This is a genomic window from Citrobacter sp. Igbk 16, assembly GCF_028069755.1.
GTDB lineage: Bacteria > Pseudomonadota > Gammaproteobacteria > Enterobacterales > Enterobacteriaceae > Citrobacter.
Window position 1 is genome coordinate 53179 of the sequence record NZ_JANEWJ010000016.1, and the last position, 13755, is coordinate 66933.

Below are 13755 nucleotides of genomic sequence, written 5' to 3' on the forward strand. Positions count from 1 at the left end.
TCCTGAGAGATTCTCTGAGGGTCTTAAAATTTGCGCGCGATAATAGCACACTTCACTCGGCAACCAGCCACTTCTGCCAGCTGTCACGCACCAGCGTACGTTCAGCACTGAAGCTCTCCGGCGCGACATGGCCCGGAAGTTCCTGCAGGGCAAGATGGTGAAGTTCATCGCGCAGCGTCGTGTAAGCGCGGGTAAGCGCCAGCGCTTCCTGTTCGTCCATAATGTCGTTTTGTGCCAGTAATTCCAGAATGCGCACGTTATCCGACCAGCGCGTCAGCTTGGGTTTTTCGTGGGCATAGCGCAGCACCAGATATTGCGTAATAAACTCAATGTCGGTGATACCGCCTTCATCTGCTTTAATATCAAAACGATCGCGATGTTTATTGCCCAGATGGGCACGCATTTTCTCACGCATTTCGCGCACGTCTGTCTGTAATGTTTTTCCATCACGGGCGAGGGTCATGATATCGCGCCGCACCACATCAAACTGAGAGGTTAGTTGCGGGTCGCCGTACACCACACGAGCCCGCACCAGCGCCTGATGCTCCCACGTCCAGGCTTCGTTACGTTGGTAGTCAGCAAAAGCGTCTGTTGAGGTCACCAGCATTCCCGCCGCACCGGACGGACGCAGCCGTGCATCCACTTCATATAAAATGCCAGATGAGGTGCGGGTACTGAAAAGATGCATAATGCGCTGCGACAGGCGCAGATAGAACTGCCGCCCGTCAATCTCACGTTCGCCGTCAGTCATCACATCCATCGGGCAATCATGCAGGAAGATCAAGTCGAGATCGGAGCTATAGCCCAGCTCCCAACCGCCCAGTTTGCCGTAGCCAACAACGGCAAAACCGCGGCCTTCACGATCGCCAAGATGCGTTGGTTGCCCGTAGCGGGCGACCATTTGCGTCCACGCCTGCTGAACTACGGCATCAATAATGGCTTCCGCCAGCCAGGTCAGGTGATCGCTTACCTTCATGACTGGCAGCGTCCCGGCGATATCAGCCGCCGCAATACGCAGCAACTGCGTTTGCTTAAACTGACGCAGGGCTTCCAGCTGCTGCTCTTCGTCATCTTCCGGTACGCGTAGCAAATACTGGCGCAACTCATCACGATAGGCGTCAGTCGCCGTGGGTTGGTACAACGTGTTGGGGTCCAGCAGTTCATCGAGCAACAGCGGATAGCGTGCCAGTTGGCTGGCCACCATGGGTGAGGCAGCGCACAGCGAAATCAGGTGTTTAAGCGCCCCTGGGAATTCGCTCAGCAGTTCCAGATAAGTCGTGCGGGTGACAATGCCCACCAGCAGCGGAGTAATACGCGACAACGGCACGGAGGCATCATCGCGGGAACAGACATCGCTCAGCAGATGCGGCATCAAATGATCCAGCACCTGACGCCCCCGCGGGCCTATCGTGCGCTTATCCAGCTCTTTACGGAAATCAGCGATCAGTGTCAGCACACGGCGGCGATCATCATCCGCCAGATGCATCAGCACTGGCGTAGTATCATCTTCCTGCAACGCATCCTGCCACAGCTCGCGCCACTGTTCCGACAGCGACTCTTCCTGAGTTTCACTGTCGTCATCACCAATTAACTCATTAAACACCCGGCGCACATTACTCATGTGCGCCGCCAGCACATCAGTCAGTTGCTGCCAGTCATCGACACGCATCCCCCACGCCAGTCTTGCCCGGTTCAGCTCATCGCCCGGCAGCGTTTGGGTCTGTTCGTCATTGATACTCTGCAGCAGATTTTCCAGGCGGCGTAAACAGAGATAGGCCGTCCGCAGTTGTTCCGCATCGGTATCAGACAGCAAATGCAGCGCATTGATGGCGCTTAGTGTAGGTAAAAGCGAACGGGATTGCAGAGAAGGCTCACGCCCGCCGCGGATCAGCTGGAATACCTGAACGATAAATTCAATTTCACGAATACCGCCCGCGCCGAGCTTAATGTTGTCCTTCAGACCACGACGGCGAACTTCACGGGCAATCATTCCTTTCATATTACGCAGGGACTGGATCACACTGAAATCGATGTAGCGACGGAAGACAAACGGTCGTAGCATGGCGCGAAGCTCGCTGACATAAGTACCGTCGGCATCGCCCATAATACGTGCTTTCACCATTGCATAGCGTTCCCAGTCGCGCCCTTGCTCCTGATAATAATCCTCCAGCGCGGAGAAGCTCAGCACCAACGGACCGCTGTCGCCAAACGGACGTAAGCGCATGTCTACCCGATAAACAAACCCGTCCATGGTTGGCTGATCCAACACCTTGATGAGTCGCTGCCCCATACGGGTAAAGAACTGCGCGTTATCCAGTTCACGCCGCCCACCCTGCGTAGAACCATGTTCCGGCCAGGCGAAAATCAGATCGATATCGGAAGAAAAATTCAGCTCGCCGCCACCGAGTTTTCCCATCCCTAAAATCAGCAGCGGTTGTGGGGTGCCATCCTGATTACAGGGCGTTCCCCACTCACGGCAACAGGCGTCATACAGCCAATCACGTGCGGCAATGATCAGCGTCTCCGCCAGGTGACTTAGCTGTTGCAAAATACTCTCTTCAGCCACCAGCGACAGCGTCTGCGCCCAGGCAATGCGCACCATGATGCGACGGCGGAACAGGCGAAGTTCACGCATCAACGTCGCTTCATCACTGACGTCGTTCAACGCTTGCTGTAACCAGGTGACATAGTGTTGCCATTCATCAGCCTGTGGCGCGGCGCTTTCCAGCTCCACCAGCCATTCAGGATGGGCAATCACACTGTCGCGAACAAAATCACTGAATGTAAGCACTGACTTCGCCTGCACACTAAGTGAGGACTCAGATATTGCTGCTGGCAGCCGCTCAACAACGGTCGGCCAGTACTGCTGTAACGGTGAAGAGAGCTGCTTCATCTACGGGTTATCCTTTGAATGGTGCCGGATGGCGGCGTTTCGCTTTATCCGGCCTACATGACACTTACACCCATCGCGTAGGCCTGATAAGCGCAGCGCCATCAGGCATCCCGGCCTCGATCCTGGTTATCGTTTACCGCTGTGTAGCCAGAACGGTTCCTGAGAGATCGCTTCGTTGCGGAAGTGTTCAATTTCAATATGTTGGCGGGTTTCGATGGCATGACGCAGCCCCTGCCAGTTGGCAATCCATTCTGATGCGACATTCTCATCGTAGTAACCCGCCAGCATCAGAATGCTATCAATATTTCGCGTCAGACGAGGGAGTTGATCGGTGTACTGATCGCCCAGCGGTTGAGCAAAAGCCGTTTTCAGTTCAGCGGCATGGCGTGAAAGATGGGTGTCAGAAAAACGCTTAAAGGAGTCGGTAATTTTAGCCTGTGCTTTTGCATCAAGGAACGTTTGCCACCCTTTGGTTACCAGCCATTCGGTCAGTGCCAGTTTAGCCATTGCCGTTTGCGTACTATAAACCGCCGAAACGGCAGAAACATCCGCAGCAATAGTCGCTTCCGACTGAGTGAGCAAATCACGTAAGTGAGCGCTCGCTTTACGTGGAACATGACCACCAAAGAGCATCAGGACGTGGCGAACCAACCCTATTGCAGCCAACACGCCGGCTTTCGCGCCTTTGACGCCGCGCACCCACAACTCTTCGTGATACTGCCATTGTGACAATGCCTGTTCCAGCGCCGCTTCCAGCCCTTGTTCAATGTTCGCTTTCGCAGGGACTTTCAGAATACCCGTCTGTTTGATTTCACGTGGTGCGTTCCCCTGCGCCAGATGATAACCACGAGCCGCCTTGCTCAGACTGCCCTGACGTAAACCGGTTTGCGACACCAGCTGACTTGCCAGCTTCAGTACCGCACGGATATCGCCGCTCAACAACTCAAGTTCAAGCTCGCAGAGGGGTTCTGCAAACTCGCCGGCCTTCACCTCCCCCAGATCGAGAGCGATTTCAATCCGGCTGCCGTCGACATCAACCAACCATTTCTCGCGGTAAAAGTCGGTGCTGAACAACGGTTGCACCTGAGAGGCAAGATCGGCTGGCAGTTCACCATTGGGCCAAACCTCAGCAGGAAACTGGGTGAGATCCAGTTCCGGCGCGCTCAAGGCGACATTATATTCTGGTCGCTGATGCAGACCGCCCGTTACCCGTCCGGCAATTTTCATGGTCATTTCATAACGACCATTCTCCCCGCGAATACGCAGCCCCATATCATGGCCTCGCAACCAGGCATCCGGGGTTTCGTAGTAAATATTCAGCAACTGGCTGGGGGCGTGATGCTCTCCCCCCAATGTATTCAGACGTTCACGTAGCGCATCTACAGCATCACTATTGACGATAAACTTTAATTCGATTTCCTGGGCCATGGTCTTGTACTTATGGGTTATGTCACAGTTGAGAAAACAGACTGCGAACTAAGTGCATTCTTTATTGTCAGTAGATAGTATTTTGCGCCAAATTGCCATGCAACGTGCAATTTGACGGGCGTAAAAGTTTCGAGTGGTGGCAAAAAGGACACAGATGATTCCGATTGATGTCGAATGCTTTGCGTAGAGACACTGATGCCACTACTATCGTTCCACTTTCTATGACAATAACGACAGCCTGATGCCAAAATTACGCCTGATTGGATTAACTTTACTCGCACTTAGCGCCACTGCAGTCTCTCATGCCGAAGAGAAGCGCTATGTCTCTGATGAACTGAACACCTGGGTCCGCAGCGGTCCGGGAGATAATTATCGCCTCGTGGGCACGGTTAACGCCGGCGAGGAAGTCACGCTTTTACAGACTGACGCCAACACCAACTACGCCCAGGTGAAAGACAGCACTGGACGTACCGCGTGGATCCCACTTAAAGAACTGAACAGTACGCCAAGCCTGCGTACCCGCGTACCCGATCTTGAAAACCAGGTTAAGACACTGACCGATAAGCTCAATAATATCGATACCACCTGGAATCAACGCACCGCCGATATGCAGCAAAAAGTATCGCAAAGCGACAGCGTGATCGACGGGTTGAAGGAAGAAAACCAGAAGCTGAAGAACGAGCTTATTGTGGCGCAAAAGAAAGTCAGCGCCGCTAACCTTCAGCTTGATGACAAGCAACGTACTATCATTATGCAATGGTTCATGTATGGTGGCGGCGTGCTCGGACTCGGCCTGCTTCTCGGTCTGGTTCTGCCACACATGATCCCGAGCCGGAAGCGCAAAGATCGCTGGATGAACTGAATCGCCTTCTCCCTCACACTGACATATGATTAAGGAATACTGTTTTTCAAAAGGAACGTGGTGTGAAGATTTATCTGGTCGGTGGTGCTGTTCGGGATGCGTTATTAGGGCTACCGATTAAAGATAAAGATTGGGTCGTTGTCGGCGCCACGCCGCAGGAGATGCTTGACGCGGGCTATCAGCAGGTAGGTCGCGATTTCCCCGTGTTTCTCCACCCACGCACCCGGGAAGAGTATGCGCTAGCGCGCACCGAACGAAAATCGGGCTCAGGTTACACCGGGTTCACCTGTTATGCCGCGCCGGACGTTTCGCTGGAAGCCGATCTTCAGCGCCGCGACCTGACGATCAACGCGTTAGCCCGTGACGACGACGGAGAGATTATCGATCCGTATAACGGCCGTGGCGATCTGGAAAATCGTTTGTTGCGCCATGTATCCCCTGCTTTTAGTGAAGATCCGCTGCGCGTCCTGCGCGTGGCGCGTTTTGCTGCCCGCTATGCACACCTTGGCTTTCGTGTTGCTGATGAAACCATGATGCTGATGCGCAACATGGCCGCCGCTGGAGAGCTGGAACACCTGACGCCAGAACGTGTGTGGAAAGAGACAGAAAGCGCCTTAACCACCCGCAATCCGCAGGTATTTTTCCAGGTCCTGCGCGATTGCGATGCCCTGCGCGTGCTGTTCCCGGAAGTAGATGCCCTGTTTGGCGTTCCAGCCCCCGCACAATGGCATCCGGAAATCGACACCGGCATTCACACACTAATGACGCTGTCGATGGCGGCTATGTTAAGCCCGGAGGTCGACGTGCGTTTCGCTACGCTGTGTCACGATCTCGGTAAAGGATTGACACCCAAAGCACTCTGGCCGCGCCACCATGGTCACGGTCCGGCAGGCGTTAAGTTGGTAGAACAACTGTGCCAACGCATGCGCGTGCCCAATGACATCCGCGACTTAGCCAAACTGGTAGCCGAATTTCACGATCTGATTCATACCTTCCCGATCCTGCAGCCCAAAACCATCGTGAAGCTGTTTGATTCTATTGACGCCTGGCGTAAACCGCAACGTGTGGAACAAATCGCCCTGACCAGCGAGGCCGACGTACGTGGTCGAACTGGTTTTGAAGCAACAGATTATCCGCAGGGCAGATTGCTGCGCGAGGCCTGGCAGGTTGCACAAGCGGTACCCACAAAAGAGGTCGTCGAGGCAGGTTTTAAAGGTCCGGCAATTCGCGAGGAACTGACCCGACGTCGCATTGCAGCAGTGGCCAGTTGGAAGGAACAGCGTTGCCCGAAAGCGTAGGAAATGCATTGCCGGATGCGCTGCGCTTATCCGGCCTACAGGTTCGAAACGGATATAACCCGTAGGCCGGATAAGGCGGAACGCCGCCATCCGGCACCACGGAAAGTCATCAGAAGAACACCACGTAAACGGCGGCGGCGACCACAAAACGATAAATCGCAAACGGAATAAACGAGATCCGTTTAATCAGTTGCAGGAAGGTTTTGATCGCCACCAACGCCACAACAAATGCCGTCACGAAGCCGACAGCAAACATCGGAATATCTGATGCAGTCAGGAACGACCAACTTTTGTAGAGATCCAGCGCCGTCGCGCCCATCATCATCGGTACCGCCAGCAGGAATGAAAATTCAGATGCTGCATAACGGCTCACCCCCATCAGCATACCGCCAGAGATAGTCGCTCCGGAACGGGAAAAGCCGGGCCACAACGCCAAACACTGGAAACAGCCAATCATAAACGCCTGGCGGTAAGTCATATCATCCAGACCCGGCGCACGCGGTTCTTTTGGTTTGAGACACTCTGCGACAATCAGCAGCACGCCCCCCACCACCAGCGCATACATCACGTTGATCGGGTTAAACAGTGACTTGATGGTGTCGTGGAAGACCAGACCCAGAACAACAGCAGGAACCATCCCCAACAAGATATGTCCGAGGGTCAGTCGCCCCTTACCAGAGCCTTCATGCGGAGTCTTACCAAAGTGAATGCCAATTAAACCAAACAGACGTCGCCAGAACATCACCACTACAGCCAGAATGGAACCCAGTTGGATCACGACTTCAAACGTTTTTGCGGTATCGCCCTCAAAACCTAACAGGTGGCCGACAATTATCATATGGCCGGTACTGGAAACGGGGAGGAACTCCGTCAGCCCTTCGACCACACCCAAAATTGCCGCTACCAGCAGCGAGTGCATATCACTCATCAATAAACCCCTAACGAAAGAGAAAAAGCACGGCAAAAAAGAGCCGACGTCAGGACTCTTTTATACCTGTTTGGTTTAGATATTATTAAGTTAATTATTTTCTTTCAGATTATTGCTACGTTCGATGATAACCCCGACGTTTGCCGCACGGGCCACCGCACCAGGTTTGCTCAGCTTGATGCGCACCCATGGAGAATTAAAGCGGCTGAGCAGGAGATCCGCCACCTCTTCCGCCACACGTTCTACCAGCGCAAAACGCCCACCTTCCACATGATTAACAACTGTTTGAGCAATATCAGCATAGCTCAGGCAATCAGCGACATCATCACTTTTGGCAGATTTACGGTTATCCCATGCCATTTCGATATCGAACACCAGTTTTTGTTCGATAGTTTGTTCCCAGTCATAAACACCGATAGTGGTGATTACTGAAAGTTGCTCTATAAATACAATATCCATCACGACCTGCCTGCTTTTTGGCTAACCCGGATACCACTTCCGGCGAAATATGCGTATTATCCACAGAAGTAGCGTTTTACACGACATTTTCAAAACGGAACAGCTTATGAGTGCAATCGCGCCTGGAATGATCATCTTCGCGTACCTCTGCGGCTCAATTTCCAGTGCCATTCTGGTATGCCGCCTCGCTGGATTGCCGGACCCGCGTACAAGCGGCTCTGGGAATCCGGGCGCGACAAACGTGCTGCGAATTGGAGGCAAAGGAGCCGCCGTCGCCGTGCTGATTTTCGACGTCCTGAAAGGTATGTTACCCGTCTGGGGGGCATACGCGCTAGGCGTCAGCCCCTTCTGGTTAGGATTGATCGCCATCGCGGCCTGCCTGGGGCATATTTGGCCGATATTTTTCGGTTTTAAAGGTGGAAAAGGCGTAGCCACCGCCTTTGGCGCGATTGCGCCGATTGGTTGGGATCTTACTGGCGTAATGGCTGGTACCTGGCTGCTAACCGTCCTACTGAGCGGCTACTCATCATTAGGCGCTATCGTCAGCGCACTGATTGCGCCGTTCTACGTCTGGTGGTTCAACCCTCAGTTCACCTTTCCGGTCTCCATGCTGTCATGCTTAATTCTGCTGCGTCACCATGACAATATCCAGCGTCTGTGGCGTCGTCAGGAGACAAAAATCTGGACCAAACTAAAGAAAAAGCGCGAAAAAGACCCTGAGTGATTTTCTTGCCGGATGGCGACGCGAACGCGTCTTATCCGGCTTGTGGAATCTGATACCCCTCAACAGGCTTACCCAATCTGTGCTGACACCACGTTGCCAGAAACTCCACGCACACACGCAACTTCACGCTGCGATACAGCGGCTCCTTATAAACCGCCCAAATGTTGGCGCTCTGCGCGTAGCCTGGCAGTACGCGAACCAGCTCGCCGCTGCGCAGGAACGGCTGCACATCCCATTCGGAGCGTAACATAATCCCCTTTCCTTGCAGCGCCCACTGCAGCACGATCTCACCGCTGTTGGACGAAAGGTGCCCTGCCACCTTAACCGTTTTTTTCTCCTGACCGTTGTCGAGCTCCCATACCCCGTGGGTCATATCGCGCTCTTTCGTTACCAGGCAATCGTGATGACTTAATTCCTGTAACGTCATCGGCTGGCCATATTTTTGTAAATATATCGGCGCGGCACACAATATTCTTTTATTTTTCGTTAACAAATGTGCAATATAATAATCAGGAATGTCATCATTAATTCGAATATCCAGATCGATATTATCCTGAGCTAAATCAATTTGCCGATCGTAAAGCTCAAAATGCACCTGTAATTCAGGATAGCTGTGCATCAATTCGGTAATTGCCGGGGCAATATAACTACGCCCAAATCCAAAGCTACAGCCGATACGAATCATCCCTTCCGGACGCGTTTTGATTTGTGTGACGTCATCCACCAGATGCTGATAACGGGCAAGGATCTCCAGCGCATGTTCATAACAGCGTTGCCCGCTTTCCGTGAGTGCCACGCCGCGCGCAGAGCGGCTAAGCAGTGTCGTGTTCAGCGTAGATTCGAGGATCTGAATGCGTTTTGTCACAAACGCAGGCGTTTGTCCAAGCGTCGCGGCTGCTGCGCTAAAGCTGCCACTATGAACAATCTCAACCAGCACCTGCAGGTCTTTCGCCAGGGGATAAGTGTTCAGCATGTTCAGTATATCCGTGATGTTGTTAACCGCAGTGTAATTCTCTGATGCGAATTAAACCCTGCCTTTGCGCAATTTTTATTGCCTTATCGGGACATCATTCACGAACTGTTAATTGGATATTCACAGTGGCAAATAATATAAAACCACATTTTTAGTGGTAGTTTGTGCCGGAGAATTTATTTCCAGATAAATAAAAGAACTGGAGTTAGCATAATGAGCAAGCAAAATAACCAAAATGCGATAAACACGCTGACTAACATTGTCGCGAACTTTACCGCCATGATTTCTACCCGCATGCCCGACGACGTCGTAGATAAATTAAAACAGCTACGCGAAGGTGAAACTTCACCAATGGGTAAAATCATTTACCACACCATGTTTGACAACATGCAGAAGGCTATCGACCTGAATCGCCCGGCCTGTCAGGACACAGGCGAAATCATGTTCTTTGTAAAGGTCGGCTCCCGCTTTCCGCTACTGGGCGAACTGCAAAGCATTTTGAAACAAGCCGTTGAAGACGCGACCGTCAAAGCGCCGCTGCGTCATAACGCGGTCGAGATTTTTGACGAAGTGAATACCGGTAAAAATACCGGTACCGGTGTGCCGTGGGTCACCTGGGATATCATCCCTGACGGCGACGATGCAGAAATCGAAGTCTACATGGCGGGCGGCGGCTGCACGCTACCGGGACGCTCCAAAGTGTTAATGCCTTCTGAAGGCTACGAAGGCGTAGTGAAATTTGTCTTCGAAAATATCTCAACGCTGGCGGTCAACGCCTGCCCGCCGGTTCTGGTCGGTGTCGGTATTGCTACCTCTGTAGAAACCGCGGCCGTGCTGTCACGAAAAGCGGTACTGCGTCCTATCGGGTCACGTCATCCGAACCCGAAAGCGGCAGAACTGGAACTGCGTCTGGAAGAGGGACTTAACCGCCTGGGCATTGGCCCACAAGGGTTGACCGGGAATAGCTCCGTCATGGGCGTACATATCGAATCTGCCGCGCGCCATCCCTCCACTATCGGCGTTGCCGTCTCCACTGGCTGCTGGGCGCACCGTCGCGGCACGCTGCTGGTTCATGCTGACCTCTCCTTCGAAAATCTGTCTCACACCCGGAGCGCGTTATGAAAAAGATCCTGACAACCCCGATCAAAGCCGAAGATCTGGAAGACATCCGCGTTGGCGATGTGATTTACCTGACCGGTACGCTGGTGACTTGTCGCGACGTGTGCCACCGCCGCCTGATCGAACTTAAGCGCCCGATACCGTATGACCTGAGCGGCAAAGCCATTTTCCACGCAGGTCCAATCGTACGTAAGAACGGTGAAAAATGGGAGATGGTTTCCGTTGGCCCAACCACCAGCATGCGTATGGAAGCCTTTGAGAAAGAGTTCATTGAGCAAACAGGTGTGAAACTGGTGGTCGGTAAGGGCGGTATGGGGCCGTTGACGGAAGAAGGCTGCAAGCAGTTCAAAGCGCTGCACGTGATCTTCCCGGCTGGCTGCGCAGTCGTCGCGGCAACCCAGGTTGAAGAGATCGAAGAAGTGCACTGGACGGAGTTAGGCATGCCGGAATCCCTGTGGGTATGCCGGGTAAAAGAGTTCGGCCCGCTAATTGTTTCCATCGACACCCACGGCAATAACCTGATCGCTGAAAACAAAAAGTTGTTCGCTGAACGCCGCGACCCGATCGTGGAAGAAATCTGCGAGCACGTGCACTACATCAAATAACCCTTCCGGAGGGGCGCTGCGCCCCTCCCCCTTTCGCAGGGATACAACAATGGCACCTTTAGCTGGTTGGTGGCGATACCTGGCTCCGCTGGTGGTTATCGCCATTATTGCTGTTCTGCCCGTTCCCACCGGTCTTGAGAGCCACACCTGGCTCTATTTTGCCGTCTTTACCGGTGTGATTGTCGGGCTCATTCTGGAACCTGTACCGGGTGCGGTAGTCGCGATGATAGGTATTTCGATTATCGCGGTACTGTCGCCGTGGATCCTGTTCAGCCCTGAACAACTCGCGCAGGACGGTTTTAAATTTACTGCCAAATCGCTGTCATGGGCGGTATCGGGTTTTTCTAACTCGGTTATCTGGCTGATTTTCGCGGCCTTTATGTTTGGCACCGGCTATGAGAAAACCGGACTTGGTCGACGTATTGCGCTGATGTTAGTGAAAAAGATGGGGCACCGTACGTTGTTTCTCGGCTACGCGGTGATGTTCTCTGAGCTGATCCTTGCTCCTGTCACGCCCTCTAACTCTGCGCGTGGTGCCGGGATTATCTATCCGATCATCCGCAACCTGCCGCCGCTATATAACTCACAGCCCAATGCTCCCAGCGCCCGCTCTATCGGCTCTTACATTATGTGGATGGGGATTGTCGCTGATTGCGTTACCAGCGCTATTTTCTTAACGGCGATGGCACCAAACCTGCTGCTAATCGGTCTGATAAAAGGTGCATCTCACACGGCGCTAAGCTGGGGCGACTGGTTCTTAGGGATGCTGCCGCTGAGCATTTTGCTGGTATTGATCGTGCCCTGGCTGGCGTACGTGTTGTACCCACCGGTGCTGAAATCCGGCGACCAGGTACCGCGCTGGGCAGACACCGAGCTAAAAACAATGGGACCGCTGTGCGCACGTGAGAAAAAGATGCTGGCGCTGATGGTTGGCGCGCTGGTGCTGTGGATCTTCGGTGGTGACTATATCGATGCTGCAATGGTCGGTTACAGCGTGGTGGCACTCATGCTGGTGCTGCGCATCATCAGCTGGGATGACATCGTCAGTAATAAAGCCGCGTGGAACGTCTTTTTCTGGCTGGCCTCGCTGATAACGCTCGCCACTGGACTCAATAACACAGGCTTTATCACCTGGTTTGGCAAACTGCTGGCAAACGGGCTAAGCGGTTACTCGCCAATGATGGTGATGGTGGCACTGATCGTGGTGTTTTATCTGCTGCGCTACTTCTTTGCCAGCGCCACGGCGTATACCTCGGCACTGGCACCGATGATGATTGCCGCCGCGCTGGCGATGCCCGCTATACCATTACCAGTCTTTTGCCTGATGGTGGGGGCGGCGATTGGTCTGGGCAGCATTCTGACCCCCTATGCAACCGGCCCAAGCCCTATCTACTACGGTAGCGGCTATTTACCGACTGTAGATTACTGGCGATTAGGTGCCATTTTCGGCCTGATCTTCCTCGTGCTGCTGGTGATAACCGGTCTGGTCTGGATGCCCCTCGTTTTACTGTAAACCCCATTGGGGCGGCGTATTGTCGCCCCTTTTTTCCATAAGCTTCTCATATGACCCTTTTCCCACTGCGCTGAGGCATACTTTTTTGTATGCAAATACCCTCATGCCGATAAGGGAAACGCTCTGGATACGGTTGCGCACGAGACACATACACGAGGCTGGCAGGCCGAACTGGATCTGCAGTTCACCCGCACCACACACAAAACGGTGCTTGCCTCGTCGCGTCATCACGGCCCGTTAACGGTCCAGCGCCCGTTTTACCCGGAAAACGACGTCTGTCATCTCTATTTACTTCATCCTCCCGGCGGCATTGTCGGCGGTGACGAGTTGCATATTTCCGTTTCACTCAGCGAACACAGCCATGCCTTAATAACAATGCCCGGTGCGGGCAAGTTCTATCGTAGCCGTGGACCGCAGGCGCAGCTACGCCAGTATTTTACCCTCGCCCCACACGCCACGCTGGAGTGGCTACCGCAGGACACAATCCTTTTTCCCGGCGCCAATGCCACTCTCCAGTCAGTCTTTCACCTGACACATGAAAGTCATCTGTTTGCCTGGGATCTCTTGTGTCTCGGACGACCGGTACTGCAGGAAACGTTCGGTCACGGCACGCTACAGAACCGTCTGGAAGTATGGCGGGACGGACAACCGCTCCTGATAGAACGCCTGAAGTTGCAAGGTGGAGACTTGAGCAGCATTGCCCGGCATCCCTGGGTCGGCACGCTGCTGTGCTACCCGGCGAACGAAAATATGCTGGAAGGTGTACGCGAACGGCTCACACCATTGGGAAATTACGCCGGTGCCACGCTTAACGACGCGTTGCTTACGCTACGTTTTCTGGCAGATGACAACCTGGTCGTTCAGCGCGTGATGCGCGATATCTGGCAATTCCTACGCCCACTGCTTACGCAGAAATCTCCCGTACTCCCGCGAATCTGGCAAACCTAAGAGAA

The 13755-nt window shown here is 53.5% G+C and carries 12 protein-coding genes; 7 read left to right on the forward strand and 5 right to left on the reverse strand.

The annotated features are described in order from the left end of the window. Window positions 1–52 precede the first annotated feature (52 nt). Together glnE and NNO03_RS12515 are read right to left on the reverse strand one after the other, a co-directional pair. Window positions 53–2893: a bifunctional [glutamate--ammonia ligase]-adenylyl-L-tyrosine phosphorylase/[glutamate--ammonia-ligase] adenylyltransferase gene (glnE, locus tag NNO03_RS12510; RefSeq protein WP_271449655.1), complete on the reverse strand. Its 2841-nt coding sequence runs from the start codon at window positions 2891–2893 to the stop codon at window positions 53–55. Window positions 2894–3019: 126 nt separating this feature from the next. After that, window positions 3020–4321: an inorganic triphosphatase gene (locus NNO03_RS12515; protein WP_271449656.1), complete on the reverse strand. Its 1302-nt coding sequence runs from the start codon at window positions 4319–4321 to the stop codon at window positions 3020–3022. Between the two features lie 241 nt (window positions 4322–4562). On the opposite strand from NNO03_RS12515, the gene NNO03_RS12520 reads away from it, so the two are divergent. Then, on the forward strand, window positions 4563–5183 hold the full coding sequence (locus tag NNO03_RS12520; protein ID WP_048213254.1) for a TIGR04211 family SH3 domain-containing protein: 621 nt from the start codon (window positions 4563–4565) through the stop codon (window positions 5181–5183). Between the two features lie 62 nt (window positions 5184–5245). Then, the gene (locus NNO03_RS12525) at window positions 5246–6481 is read left to right on the forward strand and encodes a multifunctional CCA addition/repair protein (RefSeq protein WP_271441561.1); all 1236 of its coding nucleotides are present in this window, start codon (window positions 5246–5248) and stop codon (window positions 6479–6481) included. A gap of 109 nt (window positions 6482–6590) precedes the next feature. Here the strand turns inward: NNO03_RS12525 and bacA are convergent, their stop codons facing one another. Both bacA and folB read right to left on the reverse strand, forming a co-directional pair. After that, entirely contained in the window at window positions 6591–7409 is an 819-nt protein-coding gene (gene bacA, locus NNO03_RS12530) for an undecaprenyl-diphosphate phosphatase (protein ID WP_271441560.1), read from the reverse strand. A 90-nt stretch (window positions 7410–7499) separates the two neighbouring features. Continuing rightward, window positions 7500–7868, reverse strand: coding sequence for a bifunctional dihydroneopterin aldolase/7,8-dihydroneopterin epimerase (gene folB, locus NNO03_RS12535; RefSeq protein ID WP_137382544.1), 369 nt, complete (start codon window positions 7866–7868; stop codon window positions 7500–7502). 106 nt (window positions 7869–7974) lie between these two features. Here folB and plsY point away from each other — a divergent pair, with 106 nt between their 5' ends. After that, the gene (gene plsY, locus NNO03_RS12540; RefSeq protein WP_202037729.1) at window positions 7975–8592 is read left to right on the forward strand and encodes a glycerol-3-phosphate 1-O-acyltransferase PlsY; all 618 of its coding nucleotides are present in this window, start codon (window positions 7975–7977) and stop codon (window positions 8590–8592) included. A gap of 31 nt (window positions 8593–8623) precedes the next feature. Here plsY and NNO03_RS12545 read toward each other — a convergent pair whose 3' ends face one another. Next, window positions 8624–9565, reverse strand: coding sequence for a LysR family transcriptional regulator (locus NNO03_RS12545; protein WP_271441559.1), 942 nt, complete (start codon window positions 9563–9565; stop codon window positions 8624–8626). A gap of 210 nt (window positions 9566–9775) precedes the next feature. Here NNO03_RS12545 and ttdA point away from each other — a divergent pair, with 210 nt between their 5' ends. The 4 genes from ttdA to NNO03_RS12565 all read left to right on the forward strand — a co-directional run bounded on the left by ttdA (window position 9776) and on the right by NNO03_RS12565 (window position 13750). Next, window positions 9776–10687 (forward strand): L(+)-tartrate dehydratase subunit alpha, encoded by a 912-nt coding sequence (gene ttdA, locus NNO03_RS12550; protein ID WP_271441567.1) that lies wholly within the window; start codon window positions 9776–9778, stop codon window positions 10685–10687. Further along, window positions 10684–11289 carry a L(+)-tartrate dehydratase subunit beta gene (ttdB, locus tag NNO03_RS12555; protein WP_137382541.1) on the forward strand — a complete coding sequence of 202 codons (606 nt, stop codon included), beginning with the start codon at window positions 10684–10686 and terminating at the stop codon, window positions 11287–11289. Before ttdA ends, ttdB begins: the two co-directional genes overlap by 4 nt. Window positions 11290–11338: 49 nt before the next feature. Continuing rightward, complete coding sequence (locus tag NNO03_RS12560) at window positions 11339–12802, forward strand: anion permease (protein WP_271449657.1); 1464 nt, start codon at window positions 11339–11341, stop codon at window positions 12800–12802. Between the two features lie 123 nt (window positions 12803–12925). Then, window positions 12926–13750 carry an urease accessory protein UreD gene (locus NNO03_RS12565; protein WP_271449681.1) on the forward strand — a complete coding sequence of 275 codons (825 nt, stop codon included), beginning with the start codon at window positions 12926–12928 and terminating at the stop codon, window positions 13748–13750. Window positions 13751–13755 lie beyond the last annotated feature (5 nt).